General features: G+C 39.3%; 20 protein-coding genes. 4 read left to right on the forward strand and 16 right to left on the reverse strand.

Features of this window, described 5'->3' with window-relative positions; genetic code table 11:
* Positions 1-106 precede the first annotated feature (106 nt).
* From G3569_RS06405 to G3569_RS06430, 6 genes are all read right to left on the reverse strand, one after another.
* The gene (locus tag G3569_RS06405) at positions 107-2,713 is read right to left on the reverse strand and encodes an alpha/beta fold hydrolase (RefSeq protein WP_165267240.1); all 2,607 of its coding nucleotides are present in this window, start codon (positions 2,711-2,713) and stop codon (positions 107-109) included.
* Between the two features lie 38 nt (positions 2,714-2,751).
* Positions 2,752-3,528 (reverse strand): lysophospholipid acyltransferase family protein, encoded by a 777-nt coding sequence (locus G3569_RS06410; protein WP_165267242.1) that lies wholly within the window; start codon positions 3,526-3,528, stop codon positions 2,752-2,754.
* 14 nt (positions 3,529-3,542) lie between these two features.
* On the reverse strand, positions 3,543-4,310 hold the full coding sequence (locus tag G3569_RS06415) for a GNAT family N-acetyltransferase (protein WP_165267244.1): 768 nt from the start codon (positions 4,308-4,310) through the stop codon (positions 3,543-3,545).
* A 175-nt stretch (positions 4,311-4,485) separates the two neighbouring features.
* Positions 4,486-4,821 carry a hypothetical protein gene (locus G3569_RS06420; RefSeq protein WP_165267246.1) on the reverse strand — a complete coding sequence of 112 codons (336 nt, stop codon included), beginning with the start codon at positions 4,819-4,821 and terminating at the stop codon, positions 4,486-4,488.
* Between the two features lie 23 nt (positions 4,822-4,844).
* A complete protein-coding gene (locus G3569_RS06425; protein ID WP_205720057.1) occupies positions 4,845-5,600 on the reverse strand; it encodes a ParA family protein in 756 nt (251 codons plus the stop codon).
* A gap of 231 nt (positions 5,601-5,831) precedes the next feature.
* Positions 5,832-5,981, reverse strand: coding sequence for a hypothetical protein (locus G3569_RS06430; protein WP_165267248.1), 150 nt, complete (start codon positions 5,979-5,981; stop codon positions 5,832-5,834).
* A gap of 90 nt (positions 5,982-6,071) precedes the next feature.
* Here G3569_RS06430 and G3569_RS06435 point away from each other — a divergent pair, with 90 nt between their 5' ends.
* Entirely contained in the window at positions 6,072-6,656 is a 585-nt protein-coding gene (locus G3569_RS06435) for a hypothetical protein (protein ID WP_205720058.1), read from the forward strand.
* Here the strand turns inward: G3569_RS06435 and G3569_RS06440 are convergent.
* Positions 6,653-8,035: a M28 family metallopeptidase gene (locus G3569_RS06440; protein ID WP_165267253.1), complete on the reverse strand. Its 1,383-nt coding sequence runs from the start codon at positions 8,033-8,035 to the stop codon at positions 6,653-6,655. The genes G3569_RS06435 and G3569_RS06440 overlap by 4 nt on opposite strands.
* 154 nt (positions 8,036-8,189) lie before the next feature.
* Between G3569_RS06440 and G3569_RS06445 the strand changes: the two genes are divergently transcribed.
* Together G3569_RS06445 and G3569_RS06450 are read left to right on the forward strand one after the other, a co-directional pair.
* Positions 8,190-9,416, forward strand: a complete 1,227-nt coding sequence (locus G3569_RS06445) for a dipeptidase (RefSeq protein WP_165267255.1) — start codon at positions 8,190-8,192, stop codon at positions 9,414-9,416.
* Positions 9,417-9,474: 58 nt separating this feature from the next.
* The gene (locus tag G3569_RS06450; protein ID WP_165267257.1) at positions 9,475-10,569 is read left to right on the forward strand and encodes an alanine racemase; all 1,095 of its coding nucleotides are present in this window, start codon (positions 9,475-9,477) and stop codon (positions 10,567-10,569) included.
* A 355-nt stretch (positions 10,570-10,924) separates the two neighbouring features.
* Here G3569_RS06450 and G3569_RS06455 read toward each other — a convergent pair whose 3' ends face one another.
* From G3569_RS06455 to G3569_RS06495, 9 genes are all read right to left on the reverse strand, one after another.
* A complete protein-coding gene (locus tag G3569_RS06455; RefSeq protein ID WP_165267259.1) occupies positions 10,925-12,871 on the reverse strand; it encodes a secretin GspD/PilQ domain-containing protein in 1,947 nt (648 codons plus the stop codon).
* 1 nt (position 12,872) lies between these two features.
* On the reverse strand, positions 12,873-13,745 hold the full coding sequence (locus tag G3569_RS06460; protein WP_165267261.1) for a type IV pilus inner membrane component PilO: 873 nt from the start codon (positions 13,743-13,745) through the stop codon (positions 12,873-12,875).
* Between the two features lie 15 nt (positions 13,746-13,760).
* A complete protein-coding gene (locus G3569_RS06465; RefSeq protein WP_165267263.1) occupies positions 13,761-15,449 on the reverse strand; it encodes a PilN domain-containing protein in 1,689 nt (562 codons plus the stop codon).
* Between the two features lie 23 nt (positions 15,450-15,472).
* Positions 15,473-16,723 carry a type IV pilus twitching motility protein PilT gene (locus tag G3569_RS06470; protein ID WP_165267265.1) on the reverse strand — a complete coding sequence of 417 codons (1,251 nt, stop codon included), beginning with the start codon at positions 16,721-16,723 and terminating at the stop codon, positions 15,473-15,475.
* Between the two features lie 158 nt (positions 16,724-16,881).
* Positions 16,882-17,385 carry a cyclic nucleotide-binding domain-containing protein gene (locus G3569_RS06475; RefSeq protein WP_165267267.1) on the reverse strand — a complete coding sequence of 168 codons (504 nt, stop codon included), beginning with the start codon at positions 17,383-17,385 and terminating at the stop codon, positions 16,882-16,884.
* Between the two features lie 101 nt (positions 17,386-17,486).
* Entirely contained in the window at positions 17,487-19,259 is a 1,773-nt protein-coding gene (locus G3569_RS06480; protein ID WP_165267269.1) for a GspE/PulE family protein, read from the reverse strand.
* A gap of 174 nt (positions 19,260-19,433) precedes the next feature.
* Positions 19,434-20,774, reverse strand: coding sequence for a type II secretion system F family protein (locus tag G3569_RS06485; protein WP_165267271.1), 1,341 nt, complete (start codon positions 20,772-20,774; stop codon positions 19,434-19,436).
* A 258-nt stretch (positions 20,775-21,032) separates the two neighbouring features.
* Complete coding sequence (locus G3569_RS06490; RefSeq protein WP_165267273.1) at positions 21,033-22,526, reverse strand: O-antigen ligase family protein; 1,494 nt, start codon at positions 22,524-22,526, stop codon at positions 21,033-21,035.
* A 72-nt stretch (positions 22,527-22,598) separates the two neighbouring features.
* Positions 22,599-23,045, reverse strand: coding sequence for a hypothetical protein (locus G3569_RS06495; RefSeq protein ID WP_165267276.1), 447 nt, complete (start codon positions 23,043-23,045; stop codon positions 22,599-22,601).
* Positions 23,046-23,790: 745 nt separating this feature from the next.
* Between G3569_RS06495 and G3569_RS06500 the strand changes: the two genes are divergently transcribed.
* Positions 23,791-25,236: a carboxypeptidase regulatory-like domain-containing protein gene (locus tag G3569_RS06500; RefSeq protein WP_165267278.1), complete on the forward strand. Its 1,446-nt coding sequence runs from the start codon at positions 23,791-23,793 to the stop codon at positions 25,234-25,236.
* Positions 25,237-25,368 lie beyond the last annotated feature (132 nt).

The raw sequence follows: 25,368 nt of genomic DNA on the forward strand, positions 1-25,368 counted from the left end.
CTTGTACCACCCTTATCGGACCTTATGAGCTCCTGATCCGCCGGCCGATGATCAAGATACCAGAATAGCTGTTTTAAATCGTTAAAAGGTATTATAGCTGATGCAATCACCCTTTTTTAATGGCATGAAATACACGATTTAAAAACGTAAATGTGGGGGTAGGATCAACACCATTTAGATAGTTTTGTTTACCAATTTCAAATGCCAGCTTCCACTGCTTCATTAAAACTTGCTGGGCATCCCAAAATGAGTACCTCTGATCATAAATATTCGTTGACTCCGAGGATACTCCGTTCACTTCCAGTACCGTTAATTGCTCACCATTTTTAAGTTTTTCCTGGGATGGAGCTTTTATATCAAAACGGCCAAAGTAATAGCCCGAGACCGGTTTACAAATTTGCTCCATAGCCTCTGTCAATTTATCCGTAATTAAGTCGCTACCCTCCTCAAAAACAGCTCCCCGAGCATGTGTCCCCAGATCAACAATGGTGACCTCTTCTCCCTGTTCCGGCACATCATACAAATGATCTTCATTTTCGCGGAGATGATATTTCGCCATACTTACTGCCCGGTCATCCTCCAAAATAAGCTCTTCAATCGTTTTCTGTCCGTTGCCTGTTACCTTTGGCAACTTTTTTACGGTGAGAGAATAGATATTTCCCCTTTGTTCTCCAGGTATTTTGTAGTAAAAGATACCAAACTCTTTCCCTGCAATATATTCCTGGATAATTTTATCGCCCTGAGCTTCATCCAGGTAGATCTGCATAGCATGGTCGTTCCGAATTACTTTTACCCCCCTGCCCCGTTCCCCCACATCTGGTTTTAATACTACTGGAAAAGATAAGCTGTTCTCCTCCATAAATAATTTGGCCTGCCTCTCTTTTTCATAAAAGTCTGCATCACCATTTATCAACTGATATGCGGCGACATCGGTATCACAAAATTGATTTAAGATATCCACCTTCGACTCCCCCACGAAACCGCCATCAGGCAGTGCGGGGTTCGAAGCGGTAAACAGTGTTAGGCAGCGATGCTTGATCCCCAGGTACAAGACATAACAAAATACAGGAGCATACAGCAAAAAGGGCGACCAATACTCCCAGCGTGTCAAGCGGCGGTATCGCGATACTAACAATCTACGACCTTTATAGCTGAACGCCGGAAGAATTACCTTAACCAACATTATCAGGAAAAAGATGGTCCCTAATAAAACCCATATTGCATAATTGTGATAGAGTGAAAAGTACCGTATCAGCTCATTTCCCAGAAGCTTCGAAATACCTACAAGCATTGGGGTCCATATAGTGGCGGCCAGTAAAAAGTAACCCGAAAACATCCAAAAACCAGCCCCAATAACGCCCGCACTAAAATAGGTCGGCAAACGACTGCCCGGCAAAAAACGGCTGGCAATAATAATGGCTGGACCTCTGACTTTAAACCAATCGGCACTTTTATCCAGATCCCGCTCAGATATCATCCACTTAAAGGGAGCGCGGCGAACAGCAGCCCTCCCCATAAACCTTCCCACAAAATATAGTCCCATATCACCGAGAAATATACCTATAAAACAAGCAATGGTTGCCGGCCAAAAACCTATCAGCCCTCGTGCGGCCAGCAGCCCCGCCCCAATACAAGTGAGATCTTCACTTACGAAGGTAGCCAATACAATGATAAGCATGATGATAAGCAGCGATACCCCTTTAAACTTCTGAAAATCCATATTAGAGAACTTCTTCTGAGCCTCTTGGATGCGTTCTTCAGAAGCATTGCTTGCAATAGTGGCTCTCCCGTTTTCAACATCATCAACAAACTCCTTTATTGCCAGGCTAACAGAATCAGCTTTAGTTTCAATCAGATCATGATCGGCATTATAACGCTTTAGTACACTTTGTGGCACAATGCGATGGTGTTCCTTTGCTGCAACCATCGGTACTAAGGGATCTTTTTTTCCATGCAAAATCAGCATCGGTTTCTTATAAGCCTTGAGGTGCGCACGAAGCGGGCGCTGATCTGACTGGTAGTGACTTCTCGCATATGACACATTAATGCCAATAGCATTTAACAAACCAAAGTGGGGAATGGCGTTGTGTAATACCCAAACCGTTGTCAGTTGGATGCCATGTACGGCATGATTAAGCCGATAACTGCCCAACAGCTCCAGCTCCTGTACCCCAATAGATGACACAAGACTTAAAGAAGCAACCTTGCGGGGATAATCATGAGACAAATAAATTGCACTGGCACCTCCTAGCCCGTATCCCAGCACATGTATATTTGACAGGTCAAGCTTTTCAAGCAGCTGATTAGTATATACCGCCAATGTTTTAAAAGAATAGTTCGGCAAGTGCAAATGATCTTTCCCATTGTTATAACCGGGCAAATGAGGAATGATAAGCCGATATTTATCAGAAAGTTTCGTGGTAAGATTATCAAAAACTTCTGGACCTTCAGGTCCCCCGGGCAATAGTAATAGCGTAGGTGGCTCTTGTTTATTACCGGTGTATATGTCTTGGTAGTAAATATCGATGTTGCGTTCTGCAGAAATGCTGTCTCCCTTTACCACCTGAACAGTAACAGCCTGCTCTGTCGGCTGTTCGGGTGGCAATGGTTGATTAAACAACCATATAACGAGATGGGATGCCATTAATAATACAATATAACCAAGAGTATATTTTTTCCATCCCTTAAGCTTGACCCAAAAAGTTTTTTCCATCAATCAATATAGATTTAGCTCTTGGCTATTTCACTGCGTTAATCTTCTTCGAAGATAACAGGAGAAAAGTTACGATTAACCTCTTTTTTCAGTTCATCGGCAAGTATTTTACGATTGCTGCTGCTAACCGATTGCTCACCAAATGTAATTGTCGCTTTAAAACTTTTCAATTTTAAGAGTTCCCAAAAGTGAGGAAAGAACTCCATATCACCCCACCAACATATATTTAAATGAGCCGGTTTATCCGGGTTTGTGGATTCGTAGGTAATTGTAGCGTAATCAACGGGCATTCTTGTTACAGCAGGATACTGTAACAACGGCGCATTGAAAGATTCCACCTTTGCCCCTTTGGTACTGGTGCCTTCCGGAAAAATTATTACCCCTTGATTGGCCGATATTACATCAGAAATCTTATCATTCATCCTTTTAACATCACGCTTCAGCTCGCGGTTTATGAAAAGGACTCCTAACGTCTTGGTAGCCCATCCAAAAAATGGCCATGACTGTATTTCACTTTTGGCTACAAAGGTAGCATCCAGGTACCTCCACAACGGAATTACATCAATATAACTCAAATGGTTAGATACCAAGAAAAAAGGAGGCTTGGGCGGGGTTCCCTTTACAGTTAATTTTAAACCAACAACAATTCCTGTAATCCAAGCCCAACTTTTAATAACTATATTTTTCCATCTAACAGCCCACTTATCACTAACAAGCGTTATCAATACATTACCTATAGCTACCAACAGAACCGTCGCCAACGAGACGATAAAAAAAAGGACTAACCGTAGTAGCGCTCGAATAGACTGAATCATAAAAAATAATTACCTTATTTGAGGAACAGTGCTTTTGATCGTTCATCGAGCTTCATAATATCCACCAAAATAAGGTAATCTATTGTTTTAAACTCCGAATCCAGGGCTGGCGGTGAAAGTATTTTAGCTCCCAAACCGATATATAGTTTAAAAAGCTGTGGTAACTCTACCTCTCTCAATTCCTCTTCGTCATATTCTACTTTCGGGCAGCGAAAACGTTCTTTAACCTCAGTAGTAAATTCTTGATGCACTAATCCATTATTTTTCAGATAGTCCATTACAATCCATCCCTGAGCAGGATCAGTGCTTGTTATAGAACAACACCCAAAAAGATATCTGCTTTCGGTAAGCTTCATATACTCAGCAATACCACGCCAAAGCAGATATAATACCCGTCCATTCCGGTGGTTTTTGTGGATACAGGCCCGACCGACTTCTACTGATTTGTTCATAATATCACTCGGGAGATTTTCCAGATGATATTCATCGGCAGTATAAAATCCTTTATGCTGTATAGCCGTTTTATACGTCTGCATTCGGTAGGTTCCAATAACAGCCCCAGACGTTTTTTCAGTCACAAGCAAATGATCACACTGCTCATCGTACTTATCAACATCTAATTCCGTTTTGTGTGACCGTTCCAGTCCCTCCTCTAACTCAACATTAAAAACCTGATATCGTAACGATTGGGCATTATGTAAATCTTCCGTCGTTTTTGCTAAACGCACCACATATTTTTGTGAGTTTACCAGTTGCTTAGAAAAATCGTTGTTTTTAGGCATAATTCCTTCTATTAAATATCAAAAGCCTTTAACATAACCTATTAATCTCACAATATAATTATGAAACTATTAGGTATTTATTAAACCGTTTTTTGAGGGTGGGATGATACGCTTTTATCCGACAAATTGATAAAAAAATATCAGCTGTATTTCGAAGGGAAACCTAAAGTTTAGATCAATCTGCGAGCCAACTTTTCAAGGCTTTATTAACGAGCCCCGAGTAATACATCTCTTGCTCTTCAGCCATAGTTTTAACCTTTTCAATAACGCTAACCTCAAGGTTATAACTTACGACCTTTTTCTTTGGTTTTTTCTTTGTTGGCGAAGGTGGAGAGAGGCTCTCAGATTCCCGCCTCGGAATACCATTGTTAGATTGGGCCTGCTTCTTCTTGGCGTCCTTTTCTTTGCTTTTGCCATCCGACACACCCAAATCGGGGATAAAATCCATTTTAGAACTACTCCCAGTTCCCAGTCCAATAGGACTGCTACCCAGACTTTTCTTATTACCCATAATTTATCAAACCTAATTAAAATCTAGACCTGTCCATTTCTTATCTCTCTTGACAATGCCGCATAATCTTTTGCTCCATGGCTGTTAGGGTCGTACTCAAATATTGTTTTATGATGACTGGGGGCCTCTGCTAATGCAACATTATCTCTAATTAAGGTGTCAAACACCTTTTCTCCAAAATAATCCTGTATATGATCAACAACTTCTTTATTCAGGTTCTTTCGCCCGTCAAATAACGTACAAATAATACCCGAAATTTCGATATCGGGATTTAAACGCTCTTTTACAACCTGAATAACCTCCATCAATTTCGAGAGCCCGTGCAAAGCCAAATACTCTGCTTGCAATACAATAAAAACCTCCTTTACTGCGGTAAATGCATTGAGTGTAAGCAGTCCTAAATTTGGCGGGCAATCGATTAAAATATAATCATACTTGTCATAGAAGGGCGCTAGTTTATTTTTCAGGATATTTTCGCGTGCCGGTTCATTAGCAAATTCCATCTCTGCCCCAGACAAATCGATCGATGATGGCAAAATATCAAACCCATTATGGCTAATCAGGGTTTCTTCCGGCTCTATCCTGCCCTTCATTACGTCATAGATACTGGTTTCTAACCGATTAGAGCTCTTTCGCAAAGAATAGGTTAAATTAGCCTGCGGATCCAAGTCAACGAGTAATACTTTTTTCCCTTCACGACATAAGCCGGCCCCCACATTAATAGTTGATGTTGTTTTTCCGACCCCACCCTTCTGGTTTGTAAAAGCAATCGTTTTCATAATTATGTTTTATTAGTTTGCCAATGTACAGTTATTTATAAGAGTAGAAGTAACTCCACCTATTAACTAGAGTCTTTCAACACCTATTTGTTATAACATTTACAAGAGTATTTCAACATCCATTTGTTACAAACTATATTAAAAATTTTTAATATTGCAAATTAGAATGCCCTTTATCATTATAAAGAAAGGGGAAAGATACCCTCACCGGATCAGTTAAGTAAATGCGTATCACCAATTTGGGAATAGAACATCAACCAGATATTGTATCCCAAAAATAACTGCAATAATGACAACGGCAATCAATAATACTGTAACGGCAATCGCTTGTCCCTCTGACATCTGCTTTCCTTTGGGCTCTTGTTTTTTCTTTTTTCCCATACAGTTCTTCTCCTTTGTTAGTATTTAGATCAAACTAGGGTGGTAATATTTTATTTGCAAATCCTTATGATCAATAAATAATTTATTATTTTGGCTTCAGTATTTTATATACAACAATCTCCGGCCAGTTCATACTCATACAAATTTATTTTGTCTCACCCTATGGCAACACCGATCACGGTCAAAGAATATGCTCACAATCTCTGGAAAGCTGGAACCTTTACCTCTGCCATACTCTGCTTAACTCTTTTCATCACCTTCTGGAATATATCTGATCCATTTTGGAGCGGCATAGTTCGGCTCACAGCCTTTATATTCTTTGCTTTAGCGGTATTGGGTTTGCTAAAACTGATGAATGGTCCACTGCGGGTTACCCTGGAGAAAACAGAAGGTCTGCTGCTAATAAGCTATCAAAAGAAAGGCACTGTCATTCAAGAAGAACAGTTTGAAATAGATACAATTAAACAAATATTACCGGCCCAACCGGGTTATAATCCTTTATATACACTGGTAAAAGCTACACCTGTTGCATTCAAAGTCAACTTCAATGATACCGAACGTGAGCTTTTTCTTTTCGAGTTCAGCGGCCGCCCCCTCCTGTTCACTAAAGCTGAGCAAGAGAAGATTAAACAGTTTTTGCAAGCCGCTGAAATTGACAAAGAGGTTTCTCTCTAATCCCTATATGGCAACGGGTAAACAGCAGGACTTTTATACCCCATTCTGTCTACAGCACGAACTCCAAACAGATAATTATCTTTGGAAACTCCCGGAATGGTAAATTGCGTAGTATCCCCAACAAACTTTTTATCTTTCCATAGAGGGACATGTGTAGGCCTCCAAACAATTTCGTAGCCCTTAAGGTCCGGTTCATTACCTGCTTCCCAGCGCAGGGTCGTATTATTCTCTAGTTTTGAGACATCGATCCCCACATCTTTTGGCCGTTCTGGAGCATTTGCCAGCGTTGCAATTGCAGCAGCATTAAGTTTTGTTACTTTAGTAACATATCCATAATCAACAAATTTGGGCAGATCCCCGTATTGGATACCGTCTTCTTTCCGAACATCCTGATGTTGCCGTTCATAGTACTCATGGGGTTCACTAATGCGTACGGCCGGATAACCTTCATCCAGGAAGGCTGAATGGTCCCCTCCCCTCAGATATCGATCTTTTCGATAAATGATATTGGGTTCCAGTTTGACATCTATATTCTGTGCTACCCTATGAATAAAACGACCGAGTTGCCGGGAGGGCGTATCGTTTTCTCCACCTGTATATAATAACATGCGATGATAGTCAGATAACTTTTTATTTGTGGGTATCCCTTGGGTAAAGATACGCACCTCGTTATCGTGAATAGAACCATCGGTACTTTTAATGGTATTCCCGATGATATCATTGGTAAACATTGCAGCAATATCCAGGTTTCTTTTCTTTGCTTTTTCAGCAAAATGGTTAGCACCAAGCAATCCCTGTTCTTCTCCTGCCACTGTCATAAATATAATAGTAGCATCGAACTCATATTTCGACATTACCCGAGCCAACTCCATAACAGCTGCTGTACCTGAAGCATCATCATTAGCTCCGGGGGCATAACTGGTATCATCCATGATGTCTGAAACCCTGGAATCATAATGCCCACTAACAAGATACATGCGATCTTTACTTTCGAGCTGTTTTCCGGGCAATTTAGCGATCACATTCACAATTTCTGTAGGCTCATCAATCCGGCGGTTTTCGGTTTCAATATACCGGTCATATTTTACTTTTAATCTGCCTCCAGAGGCCTTCTGATACTCCTTGAACTTCTTGTATATCCACCGGCGAGCTGCTCCTATACCTATTGAATCGCTTGCTGTATCGGAGGTAGTATGCCGCGTATGAAAAGAGGCAAGCTTACGAACATTTGTTTCTATAGAATCTACAGATATCTGATCCAATATAGGGGAGAGCTGTGCCCCGGGTTTAACCTCTTCTTTAGCTATCTCAGTTTCACATCCTCCTATTAAAAAGAGAAGCATACAGAGCAAAGCCAATATATTCTTTCTAAGAATCATAGTTATATATTACGTTTGGAAGATTTTCCTAAAGATCTTTACCTAAAGGATAAAGCACTCTGTACACAAATGTTGTAAAAGCTTTTATATCATTTGCAAAACAATAATTATTTAGACAACATCTAGCCATAAAATTTTAACAAACTATAGTATTATGAAGCCCATACATAAGATCTCTCTTTTCTGTATATCTGTTCTTTTACTAATTGGATGTTCAGAAACAGAAAAAGACCATCAACAGCAAGCAGATAAATTGGCTAACGAATTTATTATTGTTGACGGTCATATTGATGTACCCTACCGCCTTAAAAGTAACTGGGAAGATATATCCAAAAAAACAACGAGCGGTGATTTTGATTATCCCCGAGCTAAGGAAGGAGGATTAGATGCTCCCTTTATGTCGATCTATATTCCGGCGCGCTATCAAAAAACCGGGGGAGCTAAGGCCGTAGCAGACAGTTTAATTGACCTGGTCCAAGGTATAGCTAATGATAATCCCAATAAGTTTGCTGTAGCCACTACACCAGAAGAGATTAAATCTGATTTTAAAGATGGAATTATTTCTCTGCCCATGGGCATGGAGAATGGAGCCCCTATTGAAGAAAATTTACAAAACGTACAGTATTTCTACGATCGTGGAATTCGATATATTACCCTGGCCCACTCCAAAGACAACCAGATTAGTGACTCCTCTTATGATACTACCGACAATACCCACCAAGGGTTAAGTAACTTTGGACGAAATGTGGTTAAAGAGATGAATCGTGTGGGTATTATGGTTGATGTTTCTCATATCACTGATCAAGCGTTTCATGATGTTATGGAAGTGACCGATGCCCCTGTGGTTGCTACACATTCCTCATGTCGCCATTTTACCCCCGGCTTTGAGCGTAATATGAGTGATGAACTTATTAAGAAGCTGGCAGATAATAATGGGGTTATTATGATTAACTTCGGTTCTACTTTTTTAGATAGTACTTCTCAAAATAGTGCGGACAAAGTACAAGAGGAGATCGCGCAAAAAATTGAAGAAAAAGGCCTGGAACCCGGCAGTAAAGAAGCTCGTAAATTCAGTAGAAAATACTTTCAAGATAACTTTAAGTTCAGTACCGTCGAAAAAGTAGCTGACCATATCGACCACGTTGTTGAGCTTGTTGGCATTGAACATGTAGGCCTGGGTTCAGATTATGATGGAGTAGGCCCTACTCTTCCTGTCGGGCTCAAAGATGTATCAACGTATCCTAACCTGTTTAAAGAGCTCCTGGATCGCGGCTATACTAAAGAAGATATCAAAAAAATTGCTTCAGCTAATATTTTCAGAGTATGGAACAAAGTTATTGAGGTCGCAGACAACTCAGAAAATCAATCCAATTCACTTTAATTCCTATTTTATCCCGGCAATGTTTATCATTGTCGGGATATTATATTCTTGATTATTTATGATGCAACCTATTACATCTCCTACCCTGCTTCTCAACAAAAAAGTATGTAAAGCCAACCTACACCGGATGGTTGAAAAAACAAGTGCTCATGATCTTGTTTTAAAACCTCATATGAAAACCCACCAATCAGAAACAATTGGTGAATGGATAAAAGAAGCAGGTATTAAGGCTGTCACTGTTTCTTCTATTGAGATGGCCCGTTACTTTTATAAGGCCGGTTGGAAAGATATAACTATCGCCTTTCCTGCCAATCCATCTCAATCGCATGATTTAAATGAACTTGCAGCAGATTGTAACATCACGGTATTAATCAATAGCAGTAGCGTGGCCAAGTCGTTGGCAAATAAGCTCACACAACCCATTAATGCGTATATTGAAATTGATACCGGAGCCGACAGAACAGGTATCCCGTCAGATCGGACTTCAAAAATCAATGATCTTATTGCAGTAATACAACATACTCAGATGTTACAATGGATTGGTTTCTATTCACATCCCGGGCATTCCTACCAGGCACGATCTGAAGAAGACATTAGCAAGGTCCATCAATCAGTATTATCGCAATTTCAGGCATTGAGAGAAAAATTCAGCTCTTTATCGGATGAATTTGAAATTTGTGTAGGCGATACCCCTAGTTGTTCTGTAGCTGATTCGTTCACCGGTATTGATGCAATTAGTCCCGGCAACTTTGTTTTTTATGATCTGATGCAAACACAAATAGGAAGTTGTGAAATTTCTGATATCGCCGTTGTGATGGCGTGTCCTGTAGTTGATCGGTATCCCCAAAGAAATGAAATTGTTATTCATGGGGGCGCTATCCATTTTTCAAAAGAACAGATAACACAAAACGGTGTTGTACACTTTGGGCAACTGCTAACACCATCCAATGACCATTGGGAGTTATTAGATCCCCCCGCATACCTTACTTCTTTATCTCAGGAACACGGTATTATCAGCTGTAATCCCACAGATATAAATAATTACACCATTGGGGATACCGTTTATATTGCGCCTGTTCACTCCTGCCTTACCGCAAATATAATGGAGCGCTATAAGCTTACTGAAGGCCAAACAATAGATCTGATGAAATGAAAAAGAAGGTACCTACTCATAATGGTACCTTCCACAACGGACATTAATATTAAGCCTATTTAATATTCAGGGAGAATCTGCTCCTCACTTATCTCTCTAAAAGAAAGAGAATTTCTCCCCAATTATTCCCCAACATTACCTTACAGGGGGCTTTGCAAAACTAGTCACATCTTGTCATGCTGAACTTGTTTCAGCATCTCATACACAGTTGTTAATCTTAAAACCGAGATCCTGAACTGATTACTACTACGCCAAGGTGTAATCTGCCGAAACCCTTAGGGGTAGGTATGGCTTCGTAGCACAGGTTCAGGATGACATGTCCGGTTTTACAAAGCTCCCTTACAAACCTCTATTATCAATTGGCTTGATATAGCCAGGCATCACTATCCTTTTGTTTAATATCTTTAAGTGCCCTGCGCGCATTTTCCAGCTCATCAAAAGCATTGTAAGCTACAAAGCGCCATCCATTCCCATTCTTTTTAATAATCACAGCGTCACCATAGCCCTGTTGGATTAAGCGGTCTCTGAATTTTTTTGCATTAGAAACCTTTTCAAAAGCCCCACCTATTATATAGTAGTTCTTGCTTTCATTTTTTGGTGAGTCTATTTGCTGATTATCTTCCGGCGTTGTGCTTTCATCTTTATTCACTTCAACATCAAGGGGATCCGCTTCTATAGGCTGGTCCCCCCCAAGATTTAATTCTACTTTTTCTGTTTTAACTTCGGGATCTGTAATAGCCGGCTCTTTCTTCTTTGTATCGTCTTCTAATTTTACGGGTTGCTCTTCGTCAGTGTTAATTTCTTCAGCCTCATCAGAGTCATTTTGGGGCTCTTCTTCCTTCTTCGGTTCTTCTTTAACCTCATTTTCAGGAGCTTCCGTTTTATCTTCTTCAAATTCATCAGTTTCAAAGCCCGCTTCTTTTTCTTTCGCTTTTTGACTTTCTTTTACCTCATCACGCATACGCTGGCGTTCATCCCGAAGGAGCTCATACTTACCTTTATACTCCCCATCTTCACTTATACGCTCGGGAATAGTAGGTTCTAAATCAGCTTGTAACAGTATTACCAACTCACGCATTTGGGTATCACTGGAATTGTAGCCAAAGAGATAGCGAAGTCCGAAGAACCATGGCGGCAGATCCTTTAATATTGGAATACCTCTGCGTACTTCAGACTGCTCAGTACTATACAGTCCGGCAATAACCGTCGCTTCCCCATCCAATAAGAGGGCTTGTGTTGATGCTTGCTGTTTATTGATTATTGTACTTACCGGATCGGGTTGAGCTGTAGAGCGCTCGGCCACAATATCCAAGTGTACAAAAGTAGTATCATTTTGTTCAATAACTCTTGGTGTAACCTCCAAAATAGTACCAACACTAAAGAAATCCTCAATCACATTGCCGGCAATATCTCGTTGTTTAATAGAGAAGTCTTGCCCCACCTGAATACGACCATCTTCGCCATCCATTACCTTTATCGTTGGAGAAGCTAAAATTTCTCCCAGGTTATCTGCTTCAAAAGCACTAAACAAAGCCTGAACGTTAATACCTGTGTTCCCAATTTCTCCTACATTAATAACTGCATTAAAGACCTCTTGAGAAACATTTTGTGCTCCTTTAGAATTAACCTGTACGAAAGGTCCATTACCGTCAAAGTTTGAATTTGGTATTTGGCCTCCACCGGACCCCTCGCCACTACCTCCTCCACGGCCGCCGCCAGAACCGCCGCCACTATCTCCACCACCTAATATAGCATCAGGCACATTCTCAGAGATAGTTGACCAATCAACACCAATCTCTTGTAGCGCACGTCGATTACCTTCGAAGAAGATAGCATTAATACGGACCTCATGGGTTTTTGTAGTAGCCACGGGGCCTTGCTGCTGCCCTTGGCCACCTCCCCCACCTGTCGCAGTTTGTTTCTGAGAAGGACTCTGCTGTGATTGGATAGTTACTATTTCAAAAAAGTCTTTCTGTTCAAGAAGAGTACGATTTTTCACCTTTAAAATTAGTTTCAAAGCATCCATCCAATGCATGGGGGGAACCGAAATACCAATATTCCCCTCTGTTTGGGCACGATCAATAACAATTTTATTCCTGTACCTTTGAGCGAAATCATTAATAACATCCAAAGCCCTGTTAAAAGAGGTACTCCGATCAAAAGTGACCACCTCTTCGGGATTGGTATATTCTCGGTACTCTGCAGGTAAATTATCCCGGTTCTGTGCATTCGCTACAGAACTAATTATAAACAGGGTAGCAAATAAAAGTGAGGTAAATATTTTCAATATAGAGAATCTCATATTAGTTACTGCTTTCATTTTCATCTTTATTAACCTGCAAGGTTAGTTGATCTATAATACCGCCTTTATTAAGCCTAAAAGTGGCTGATCCCTTATTTACATTAATCTTCGTTAATTCTCCCAGATAAACATCATCTCCAATCGACAGTTTTTTCATCACACCATTCTGGTCAATCATAAAGACCTGATCAGAACTTATTGCCACCAGAGAACTAGACTCTACATTTACTAAATTATCATCATTATGCTTTACAGTCCGAATTAAGGGGAAAAAAGGATTATGTACCGAACCTAATAAATTATTTTTGATAGCCAAGTCGGGTTCACCGAGCAGCTTTACACGATCATAAAAACTGGTGAGTGTAAAGTTAAAATCTACTTTTCCATACGATTCAAGATCATTAATTGGATTAACTTTTACCCCACTTACTTTATTAAGAGGCCGACTTAATTCAATCTGGCGAATAAAATTATTAAGATTTCTGTAATACCCCTCACCGGTAATGACCATTTTTATAGTTCCGTACTGCCCGTACTCCGTAGAATCAATAAAACTGAACGAAAAGTCAGTATATGCAGACCCACGACCTACATTTGTTAAAAACTCATAGACCAGATCTTCATTGCTGCTGGGATACAATGCTTTGTTATAGTTATTAAAAAAAGATTTGGCTTCTTTAAACTGCTCTTGCAACAACGGATATTGATCTGCCGTTTGTTGTTTATTATTAAGTTCCTGGCGGGTTTCCTGCACATCCTTTTTCAGCTCTTTGATCTGAGGTTTTTGATAGAAATAGATATACCCCCAGCCTCCACCAATAAAAGCTGTCAACACAAACAGTAATATTAACGTATTTCGTACTCCGTAGGACATAAAAACAGCTTCCTGTTATTTTCCAATTAGTTTTTGAACCTCTTGCGGGGTAGCAGGAGAGTATAATGAATCATTAGCAATAAATTCTTTTATCGATATAGAAAAATTATACACATTTTGCTCCCTTATCAGCTCTTTCTGGACATCCAGTAATGTTGCATCTTCAAATACATCAATAATTTTGGGGATACGAGACCGATATAACGTATACCCTTGTAAAGACACTTCGCCTGAGCTATTCTGAGTAAATGATGCAAGCCAGCTACTTCCGACATTCCGCATTCCTCGGTTAAGAATCTGCAATTTCGCCGACCATTCCTGGCTCCCTTTTGTCAATGTATCTAGCATCACAAGTTTTTCTCTTAAGGTAGCAAGGTTATCTTGTAGTTCTTTTGAATTGGCAACAATCGGATCAAGCTCATTAATTTGCGACTCCATCTGCTCCAGCTGAGTAGAATACTGATCAATCTCTTGAGCATTTTGAGTATAAAAATAGTTAACCGTAATGGGAGCCAAGAAAATCAAAAATAAGATTAACATTCCGTGCCATTGCAGCTGAAATATCTTCTGACGATCCTGTACATACTTGGGAACAAATGAGATCTCCGGAAAAAACTCTTCTTTAGCCCCTGATGCAGCGATAGCAGTGCCAATAGCCGTTGTGAATGAAGGAACCGAGGACGGGTCTACATGTTCAAGGTCAAAAAATTCCTCTTTAAACGTAAAATCTTCAACATAGATATCAGGAAAATTATCCTCAAAGAACTCTACTGCTTGTTGCCCAAGCGTATTATTGGTTAATAAAATACGATCCAAGCTCGGTACTTCTCCCGTATCAAGCTGGAAGAGAATTTTACTGAAAACAGTATTTAAAAACGTTTTCTTATTTGTACCCTCATTAATAATAGGCGAAACGAGCCAGATATCTTCGCCCTTCATAAATACGACCCTGCACTGTTCTTTCCCAAACTGGACAATACCGGTTAGTTCATCGGCATCCAATTCATAGTTGGCTCGTACCAGCCCAACAAGCGCTATTTCATCAGGGATGATGTTTTGTATCGCCATTTTCCCTGAGTAGAGCTCGCGAACATTATTTATCAATTTAAGTGTAGACGATTCATCATCAATTGAGGCCAACAAAAGTGACCCATCTTCTCTCACCTGGTACGAATAATTATCCTCAGTTTTGGGCATACCATAGATCGACTCCAGCTTATCTTCAAGATCTTCAATGAGGTCTTTTCTCTTAACCTCACTAAAATCAGTATCTCTGATAATCTGAAAAATGGTATCTCCGGCAGGTATATTTAACCCCATATGAAGTTTATCGCCCTGCAGATCTGTAAGCAGATCATAAACCAATAGTTCATTCGATTCGGCCTCCTCAGACTCATCTACCATATCCATGGCAAAGTCCTCAGCCTCTTCTTCAAGGCCTTCAAAGTCAATTTCTTCTTCCTCTTCCTGGCCCTCTTCTTCTAACCCAAATATCGAATCGGCATCTTCATCTAAATCTTTATCCTCAAAAGCTGCATCAATATGGCCTTGTTGATCTGATGAGCTTTCACTGCTTATTTTTTCTACCAGTGAATACTGGTCCAGTTTAACCAGGTTCAGTGAACTGCCATCCACCCTAATCCGTGCCACTCGAATAGCATCATCCTGTATGGTAAGTCCTATAAATTCTTTTTTTCCAAACATTCGGTTGAGTTATCCGCTGTAGATTAATATTCAGTTTCTGAAATTAGCTGCTTAAGACGCTTTTTATTGTTCGCATTATTGATGGCCTCTTCTTTAGAGATCTTTCCTTCATCATACAGCCGTTTCAGATCCTGTTCCATTGTATTCATACCTTTTGCGCTGCCCTCCATTAACATCTGGTATATTTCGCCAACGTTATTATTACGAATTGCAGCCTTTACAGAACTAGTAACCACTAGTACTTCTTTTGCCAACACACGCTTACCATCAAGTGAAGGAATGAGTTTTTGACTAATAACGCAAGTTAACACGTCAGCAAGACGCGTTCTTACCCGATTTTGTTCATTAACGGGCACCTCACCGAGAATACGTTCAATACTTTCCATAGCTGAACTAGTGTGGAGCGTACCAAACGTTTTATGCCCCGAATCTGTAATCTCAAGTGCCGTCATAATAGTTTCCGGATCACGAAGCTCACCGATAACAATAATATCAGGATCTTGTCGTAACGCTTGTATCGCTCCTTCTTTAAATGACTTTACATCTCGACCAACCTCACGGTGGCGAACTACAGACTTATTAGGCGTATGAATAAGCTCAACAGGAGAGGCAATAATTACAATGTGTGAATCAACTGTTCTATTATTGGCATCTATAACCGTATCGAGGGTAGATGATTTACCTGATCCTGTAATCCCGGTTACCAGCGTTAAACCATACTTAAAGTATTTTAAACTTAACGCCTTGGCAACCTCGGGATGTAAATTCAATCCTTTAAACGGCCGTATGGTATTATCGATCTTTCGCATATTAAGTGCTAAGTGCTCAAGATCAAAATACATATCCGCACGAAATCGCTTTGCATCCGAGACCTTTGCTCCTGTATCAATAGAGTATGAAAAGTCTAAATTCCGATTTTCAAGCAGATGCTTACGCTGGCTGGGCATAATAAGGTTATGCAGCAAAAAGTCGGTTTCAGTGAGGGTAAATTCAGGAGCACTTTTATCTGGTGATTTATCTCCGTGGATACGGTACCATACTTTATTATCACATCCCGGACCTCCCAAGTCGATATCGGAAGCCTCATTATCGTACATCTTATTCAATAGGCTTTCAATAACATCTTGTAACTCTCCCCGGACCTCTTGGGATAAATTGTCTACAAGTGAACCAATTTCCTGATGGCGTTCTATTCCCTTTGAACTAGCATTTAGCTGCTCAGCAAGTGGTGCAATAATTTCTTTGGCTCTATCTTTTTGTACCCCTACTTCCATCTGCTATAGCTTATTTTAATAATGAATTTCATTAATAAAGAGAGATTTGTGCCCTGTTTGTTACAAAATAAATGTCGTAGCTATCATTCCAGCATCCACTGGCACTACCCACACATCAAAACATTAATTTTTCTTAATATTATTAAATATCTTACCTATTACCAACTAGTATCGTCGAGTAAACGTTTTTTCAGCTGTAAAAGCTGTATATTCATGTTGCTGATCTTCTTTTGCTGTATTTCAATAATATTACGCGTAAAGATATTAAACAGCTTTTCTGGTTTTTTTCGGAAGAAGTTTAGGGCTTCGTATCGTTCAAATTTCAACAATTGGATATCTCCCTCTGAAACTACCTTAGCCATTCTGTTATTTTTACTAAATAAGAATGTTTCTCCCAAGAAGTTTCCTTTGGAAAGCGTAGCCAACTGTATATTATCTTTCCAAATAGAAACTTTGCCTTCAGCTATCAAGTAGGCAGAGTTGACATACTCTTCTTCATTAATGATGATATCATCCTGAACAAACTTTTCCAGCTGTCCCAGTTTCAAAAATTCCATAATATCTTCGTAATGGAAATTTCTGAGTAACAATGGCGGCTCTTTTAGAAATTGCCGTATGTACTCTGGCGCTGCCTCTTTTTCTGCTTGATTTTCAGTTGTCATAACTGTACTCCGAGTTTATACTTGTGCTAACCCCATCAAAAACACATTCGATTAGTAATACTGTTTATATATGCCCATAAGAGCCATATTTCTATACAAAATCAATCCTCTATTGTAATTGCTGCAATTTCATCAATCGTAGTCATGCCATTTTTAATACGCTCACGCCCCGATCCTCGTAAACTTAACATTCCTTGACTCATAGCATGTTCTTTGATCGCAACCTCATCAATTTCATCACCGGATTCAAGAATCATTTTCCGAATTTCTTTGTCAAAATACAGAGCTTCCATAATAGCAGTACGCCCTTTATATCCGTTTCCACATCTGTCGCATCCAACCGGGCGATAAAATGTTGTCTCCTCATACTCTTCTTCGGTAAATCCAATACCCTTGGCACTTTCTATATGGGGCTCATACTCCTCTTTACATTCATCACAAAGCGTACGAACCAACCGCTGAGCCATAATAAGGTTCACTGCATTGGCAATAAGGAACGTTTCGACCCCCATTTTATATAATCGTGAAATAGCACTGGGGGCATCATTGGTGTGAAGCGTAGAAAATGTAAGGTGCCCGGTATTTGCAAGCTTAATAGCAATTTCAGCAGTTTTAAGGTCACGAATCTCACCTACAAGCACAATATCAGGGTCATGTCGCAATATCCCTCGCATAGCAAGGTCAAAACTCATGTGATTACCAATTTTTAACTGCCTGGCTCCTTCAATAAGGTACTCCACAGGGTCCTCAACGGTAAGCACATTTACCGATGGATCAATCACATAGTATAAAGCTGCCACAAGCGTGGTTGATTTACCACTGCCTGTAGGACCTGTTACAATAACAATACCCGAAGGCTTTTCAATCGCTTTTACAAAATCATCTTTCGCCTTTTCTTGCAGCCCCAACACATTAAGGTCGGTAATCACTTCTCTGTCATCGAGAATACGAATTACAATAGATTCGAACTTCCGGTCAAATTGCTCCCCTACCATTGGCATAATGGAAACACGATACCGAATGCTATGGTTGTCTACAATACGCTGTATAAAGCCATCCTGAGAGGCATCGCGCTCAAATCGATCCACATTACGTGTTTTATCTTTAACAACAGCTGATATCGCCTCGGGCTTCACATTATTTTGTTGATGCCAGAGTTCCAGCTTGCCATCGATTCTGAATCGTATATCTGTAGAGGCCGGCCCACAGGGCACGATATGAATATCACTCACCCCTTTCCGCACCCCCTCCACCAAGAATCCCTCAACCAGGGAGTTAAGCATACTCTGGTTAATCTCGGCATCGATCTCCTCTTCATTAATCTGCTCTTCATCTTCTTCGAGATCGGGTTCTTCGTACTCAATCTCTTCGAGAAGATCCAAGAACTCATTTTTCTGTTCATAGACCTGGGTAAGTATCTGTTCTACCAACTCATACCGGCAATAAACAATCTCATGCTGCCTAAAATTAAGCTTACTGATAATACTGGTGAGCATGGGGTCCGACGGGTCGGCAGCAGCAATGGTAAGGGTATTTTTTCCTTTCTTTAAGGGAACTGCTTTTTGATGGACCAGCTCATCAACAACCTCGGTAGGCAGATCATCAATATGTTTTTTAATATTCTCAATGACCTGCCCTTCAATTTCATCTTTCTCAGGAAAGACCTCATCAAAAGCATAGATAGAAGCTACTTCTTTCATCACCTTATGGCGATCGATACCCAAATCCTGATATAGAATCTGCCCAATTCTACGATTCGAAGATTCAGGTTCTTCGCGCAAAATAGCCAAGGCCTCATGAAGTTGTTCTTCAGAGATTATGCCTCGATTTACAAGGATATCACCTATATGTCTGCGTGTATTTACTTTTCCCATCTATAAAAACAACGATTTCTGCTGGAACCGAAAAATTGAAACTTACCGTCTAATATACATTATAACAGCTGAAAAGTAAGTAAAAAACTTACTGTTTAGAGGCTTATTTACTCATTTCAACCAATTTTACGATCTATTTAGTTCTTCAGGCAGTTCAGTTAATAGCGTGATAATCTACATACCAGATTTAGGCTTAATAAGTGCAGATTCGGCAGAAACAATGGTTATTGCAATAAGTGCAATCATAATAAACAAGTTTACGCCCAAACTAACCATATCAATAACGGTTTCCATTTTGTAGGTAGTTTGTGTTTCATAGTATTGAGCAAGCTGCTTGGCATTCTTTTTAAGGGCACCGGATTCGGCCCCCAATTTAAACCGACTTATAGCTGTATCTGTAAATACTTCTGTGGCTTTTAGGGATTCAATAAGGCCGGCCCCCTCTTTCAGCATCATCTTTATAGCCACTTCTTTAATCTGTTTTTCCATGTACTTATTTCTGCAGGCCTCGGCAGCTATTTTTATAACTTCAATATTTTGCCCTGAACCGCTGTACAAGGTATAAAATACACGGGCAAATATTTCGATACTGGTTTTGTGCAATAAATCGCCTATTACGGGTATTTTAATGATATTTTTATCTTTCCAGAGTTGCCCTTGTGGGGTTTGGGTTAAATAGTACCAGGCAGCTGTTATAGGAATAACAAAAGAAAGAGTCAGTATTATCCAGTTTGCCTGCAACCAATAACTTAATTCTAAAGTAGCCGCGGTCATTGGCGGCAGTTCAATCCCCATATCAACAAAAGCCTCAGCTGTAGCCGGAAATATATATCCTACATAAAATAAAATCACTCCAATTGTTGCAAGAACAGTAATGGCAGGCATTAATAATGAGCGTCTCAAATTCTTTTTAAATTCGGCATCACGCTCTAAAAACTTGGCCGTACTTTCAAAAACCTGGGCCATATTACCACTGGTAGAGGCTACACTAAGCATATAGGCCGCAAACTCGCCAAATACATCTTTGTGCTTACCATACACTTCGTCGCCTTCCTTACCATCTTTAAGGTCTTTCTGGATGGTACTGATGGTTTCTCGCATGCGCTTATTCGTGGTATCTTCGTAAAGAAGATCCAAAATTTCATCAAAACTAAGTTGCTGATTAAGCAGATCAGCACTTAAACTGATAAAGGTAACAACTTCGCTTTGGGGTACACCTCCTTTAAAATCAAACCACTTTTTATTAATCCGTATAACCTTATACCCAAGCTTTACAAGGGCTTTTTCCACTTCCTCTTTGGAGTAGGCCTCTTGTTCACCGGTTACCGGATCTTTAGCCCCTTTTTGTACTTTATATTTATAGGTCTCTTTTTTATCAATGGATTGGACCTTAAAGCCATTTTTACGAGAAAGCTTTTCTACTCTTTTCTTTGCCTTCTTTTTACTGTCTGCCTCAAACTCCGACTTAATTTTTTTCCCTTTTGCAGAAACAGCAGTAAGTCTGAATTCAGCCATGTTTTAAATTAAATTAAAAATTAGAATCGAGTAATTCAGTATGATCTTGCTCTAATTATTGTATAAAATTTTATTGTAACTAATAGATCAATAATAAAAGTTAAAAATCTATTTTGTTACAAACATTAAAGGCTTTTTGATTTAAATTGCTCAATTTTTATGCAATGATAAAATATTATCTAGTTCTATTTTATTCTTATTGTCAACTGATCCTACATTTTTATAAGGATTTAGCTGACCAGTTATGGAATGTTTATCTCATTTATTTTCTCTTTGTGGGAGGGAATAATCCTCCAATCCAATTTTTCCCTGTTGCCAATAGCGGGGATGGGACCGACTTGAAGTAGTATTTTGATAATAATATGCCTCTTTTTTACCTCTATCAATCGGATTCTGTATTCCCCAGTTAATAAAACCTATAAATGCTAAAATAGCCAATCCCACTAATACACTTTGAATGCCCGTCTTAGGGGTATGGTCATTGATATCGTATTGAATATTCTCCTCAAAATATAGTCCCATTGATACTCCAACTACCAAGACAAACCAAATTTGGCTGAGTGGCATTACTGCTAATCCACTAAAAAAACCATGAATAAATCCTGCAATAAGTGACCAAAAAAGTCCGAATTTGACCCAATATTTTTGTTTGGGATATCCTTTATCTGCTAAATTATATTTTAACTGCTTTCCAAAAGAATACAACCCCAACAAAAATACCCCTAATAAGATAAATGCAACTACCAAACCCCATTCATATCCAAACTGTAGAAACCAATTATGGGGATGCCCCCAAGCATTATCCAGAGCTACCGATGCGTATTGCATCGGCCCATACCCAAAAAAAGGACGTTCTAATATTTCAAAAACCAATTCCGCCCAGTGGCCAAAACGGCCAGAACTACTAACACGCTGCAAAGTCGGTTTTGTACCTTCAGCCCATAACTCAAAGAGCAAATAGTAACCTATTAATGTTATAATAGCCAAAATAGTGTAGTATCTAAAAAACCGCCATCTTTTATCAACATATATCAACCCAACCAAAGAACCACCCATGACTACCCCCAAAACAGTACCTCTACCACCGCTTGCAATATTTAATATTCCCCACCCGACAATTAAAATAGCAATACTGTATTGCAGCCATTTCTTTTTTGAAAAGTTCCAATAATACCATCCCAAACTTGCAACGATGGGAAGAGTCCAAGTCTGAATCTGATTAAAAAAACGAACAGATGAAAAACTGTACAATGCTTTACCATTTAAATCACCCGGCCATAAAGGAGTATCACCGAACTGGTACATCAAATAGAAAATAGTAACTCTGCTTAAGTAGAAAAAAACAGTGCTTAGTACAGCAAACCTTAAATACATCAATGATTTTTGCGGATATACCCAAGCAATAGCACCTATCATAAAAACTAACAAAACGAGCATGCAATTATGAGCGTACTCTAAAAAAGCCCAGTCAATTTGAAGTGCAAAAAAACAGGAGAAACCTCCTACTAGTAAAACAACTGCTAGAGCTATTTTTATCTTAAAGTTAAATAGCTGAATAAATTCAGTCGTTTGGACTCTTCTTTTGGAAGAAAAGATAAGTGTAAGCCCTCCAAAAAATAGCAGGCCTATTTCCAATAATCGTTTGTTGTTATATAGATCACTTATACCCCATTCTTCGTATTGCAATGTCGGTATTAGAATTAAAATACCTGTGATTAAAATTAAAACAACTTCTTCAAGAGAAATCTTCATGATATTTGCTAATAAAAAAGCCTCCCAATTAATTGAGAGGCTTTTAAAATCTAAAGTATTTACTAAACTAAATTAGCTTGCTGGGCAAGCATCGACAGTAGGAGCAGTTGAAGCGTCTGGATCATAATCACCCATTACAGCATCATCAGCACATACCCGAATTGCTATTGCCCCACCAGATTGTGGTTCGGCTGACACAACGAAATCATCACCGGTAGGACTCGCGGGCAACGTATAAGTACCGTTTGAGTTCTGAATTTCAGTGTCACTATTGATATCTCCCGGAACACCTCCGAGGTTATTGGCAGTTATACCATCAAAAGCATTTCCACCGCCACCGAGGGCCTCGGGCTTCATGTAATACTGCTGAGCAGAAGATGCAATTGATAGTAAATCATTCCTTACAGCATCTACGTTAGCACTGTCTGATGCAGCTGAAAATGTATTAATAGCCACGACTGTAGCGATCCCTACGATAATTGTTACCAAAATTACGAGTAAGAGTTGTTGTTGTCCCATGGTTTTACCTGTTTATTAGATGATTGTTGATTTATGAAACCGTTCTCTAAAGTATCTTGAACCCCGAAGCAAGTCGTCGTTCAATAGCAAGAGTATTTGAAAGTACATTTGTTACAAATTAACTCTGCATTTACAGATTAACTCTTTGTTTCCGGTTCTACAAAATATTATTTCTTAAATGATCTGCAAACACTCTATTAACAATATTAAAGCTGCGACAAATAAATGCAAGAATTATATTAAAATATCTTAATATATTTCTATAGATTTGTCTTTTGAGGCCATATGAGCTGTATATCAATGTATTTATAAATGCACTTTACTAAAAACAGCGGCATATTTAGGTTTATATCTTCATTCTCGTACTGGCCAAATATTCAGCCTTGTTCTCTTTGAAGAACATTTGTTATCAGTATGAATCAAACAAAACATTCTTTTTTCAAGCATATTGTTAACATTACCAGTGAAAACTGTGGCTCATAAACAGAGCAATTCTATGATAAAATGCAATTATTAGTGTACTTGAATTTCAAATTTGCATCAAAGAATAAATTTTGAGATAAAAAATTAAATTTATAATTGTTATCTCTATATCAGAAACCTATAATTAAAAGTGGATATTTTGATTGCAGGTTAACCTGTGCAGAAAAGTTAAATTTTGTTAATATTAGTAACATTGTTGATTCATAGACCTCCTATTTACTTAGGATTCTATTAATACATCATCTACCAAACTACATACAAAATGAAAAAACGTTTCCTTTTATTCCTCCCCCTCGTTCTCGTTGCTCTTGTACTGCAAAGTTGTAAATCCGGTTCTGATTCATCCATTATTTCCGGGCAGGTCACAGATAAAAATACCGGAACCCCTATTAAAGGGGCTTTTGTTGATGTTATTAAACCTGAAGATATAACCAATACTGCAACAACTGATTCTTTGGGGAATTTCTCTTTTGATGTTGAAGTAAATGAAGCTCAACCATTTTTGCTGGAAGTCTCCAAACAAAATTATAAGCCTGGTTATACAAGCTTTAAAATAGCACCGGGAAAGAATATTGAAGATTTAATTGTTAAGCTTGAAAGCTCTACCCAAGACGGAGGTGGAGATGGAGATGATGGTGATGTCGGAGGTGAAGCTGGCGGGCCGGCTTCTTTAGAACTTACAAATTTAACGGAGCCTGAGATTGATGTTGCCGGAACCGGCGGAAAAACAAATACGACATTTACTTTTGAGGTATCGGATTCTGCAGGTCGAGTGGTTGATTACCCTGTAGATGTTGAATTTAATATTATCGATGGACCCAATGGTGGGGAAAGTATAAAACCATCTGTTGCTACTACCGGTGTGAACAGTCCGGTTGGCAAAGTAAAATCGAACTTATCAGCCGGTGACTCTTCAGGTACTGTACGAATTGAAGCAGTTATTAGACGTCCGGATGTAAATCTTACAATACGATCCACCCCAATTCGTGTTGCCATAGCCAGTGGATTTCCTGATCAAGAAAACTTTAACGTGGCTCCTGCTGTACACAATTTTGATGCATTTGGTTATATTGATGAAAACCATACCAACCCTATCACTGCTAGCGTTGGAGACTTAAAGGGTAATCCTGTTACTGAAAATACGGTTGTTTACTTTTCTGCCAGTAAAAATAACTTGAATGGAGGAGGCGGTTTAGTTAGCTCCAGTTCTCCAACTGATGAAAATGGCTTTGCTACTGTTGAACTCTTTGCAAATGGCAGCCAACCTACCGGCCACCCCCAGGGCCCCGGATTTATTGATGTTATTGCTGAAACTGATGCAAACAGTATAACTGAAACAACTACTATACTGCTAACCACTCCCGAAGCTAATATTAATGTCTCACCAACTACCTTAAACATATCTAACGGCGGGGGACAAACATTTACTGTCACTATCACAGATCTTAATGGTTACCCTATGGCTGCCAATACCGAAATAACGGTAACGCCAAGTGAAGGCCTTTCGGCCAGTGGTAGTATCACTGATTTGAAACTGGGAGACTATTTTGCTCCCGGACCAGATCGCACCGAATTTGAGGTTACCATCTCCGATGCTAACCCTGATGAAACTAATCCTACAGAAGGTAATTTTACTATTAAAGTTGTTACTCCTTCCGGTCGAGAATCTACCCGAACAATCAGTGGTTCAAGAGCCAAGACCAAATAACTAACATACATTTATCATGAAAAGCCCTGCCTGCAAACGGCAGGGCTTTTCTTTTTCTGAAATATCACTTTCTATAAACAGTCCACAATTATTATATTTGGCTTCAAAAATTAACATAACAATTAATTGATA

Origin of the sequence: Fodinibius halophilus, from assembly GCF_011059105.1 — a bacterium.
Classification (GTDB): Bacteria; Bacteroidota; Rhodothermia; order Balneolales; family Balneolaceae; genus Fodinibius; species Fodinibius halophilus.

Coding starts and splice junctions, on each gene's coding strand:
- G3569_RS06405 (WP_165267240.1), bottom strand. CDS start 2,713: ATGGAAAAAACTTTTTGGGTCAAGCTTAAGGGATGGAAAAAATATACT.
- G3569_RS06410 (WP_165267242.1), bottom strand. CDS start 3,528: ATGATTCAGTCTATTCGAGCGCTACTACGGTTAGTCCTTTTTTTTATC.
- G3569_RS06415 (WP_165267244.1), bottom strand. CDS start 4,310: ATGCCTAAAAACAACGATTTTTCTAAGCAACTGGTAAACTCACAAAAA.
- G3569_RS06420 (WP_165267246.1), bottom strand. CDS start 4,821: ATGGGTAATAAGAAAAGTCTGGGTAGCAGTCCTATTGGACTGGGAACT.
- G3569_RS06425 (WP_205720057.1), bottom strand. CDS start 5,600: ATGAAAACGATTGCTTTTACAAACCAGAAGGGTGGGGTCGGAAAAACA.
- G3569_RS06430 (WP_165267248.1), bottom strand. CDS start 5,981: ATGGGAAAAAAGAAAAAACAAGAGCCCAAAGGAAAGCAGATGTCAGAG.
- G3569_RS06440 (WP_165267253.1), bottom strand. CDS start 8,035: ATGATTCTTAGAAAGAATATATTGGCTTTGCTCTGTATGCTTCTCTTT.
- G3569_RS06445 (WP_165267255.1), top strand. CDS start 8,190: ATGAAGCCCATACATAAGATCTCTCTTTTCTGTATATCTGTTCTTTTA.
- G3569_RS06450 (WP_165267257.1), top strand. CDS start 9,475: ATGATGCAACCTATTACATCTCCTACCCTGCTTCTCAACAAAAAAGTA.
- G3569_RS06455 (WP_165267259.1), bottom strand. CDS start 12,871: ATGAGATTCTCTATATTGAAAATATTTACCTCACTTTTATTTGCTACC.
- G3569_RS06460 (WP_165267261.1), bottom strand. CDS start 13,745: ATGTCCTACGGAGTACGAAATACGTTAATATTACTGTTTGTGTTGACA.
- G3569_RS06465 (WP_165267263.1), bottom strand. CDS start 15,449: ATGTTTGGAAAAAAAGAATTTATAGGACTTACCATACAGGATGATGCT.
- G3569_RS06470 (WP_165267265.1), bottom strand. CDS start 16,723: ATGGAAGTAGGGGTACAAAAAGATAGAGCCAAAGAAATTATTGCACCA.
- G3569_RS06475 (WP_165267267.1), bottom strand. CDS start 17,385: ATGACAACTGAAAATCAAGCAGAAAAAGAGGCAGCGCCAGAGTACATA.
- G3569_RS06480 (WP_165267269.1), bottom strand. CDS start 19,259: ATGGGAAAAGTAAATACACGCAGACATATAGGTGATATCCTTGTAAAT.
- G3569_RS06485 (WP_165267271.1), bottom strand. CDS start 20,774: ATGGCTGAATTCAGACTTACTGCTGTTTCTGCAAAAGGGAAAAAAATT.
- G3569_RS06490 (WP_165267273.1), bottom strand. CDS start 22,526: ATGAAGATTTCTCTTGAAGAAGTTGTTTTAATTTTAATCACAGGTATT.
- G3569_RS06495 (WP_165267276.1), bottom strand. CDS start 23,045: ATGGGACAACAACAACTCTTACTCGTAATTTTGGTAACAATTATCGTA.
- G3569_RS06500 (WP_165267278.1), top strand. CDS start 23,791: ATGAAAAAACGTTTCCTTTTATTCCTCCCCCTCGTTCTCGTTGCTCTT.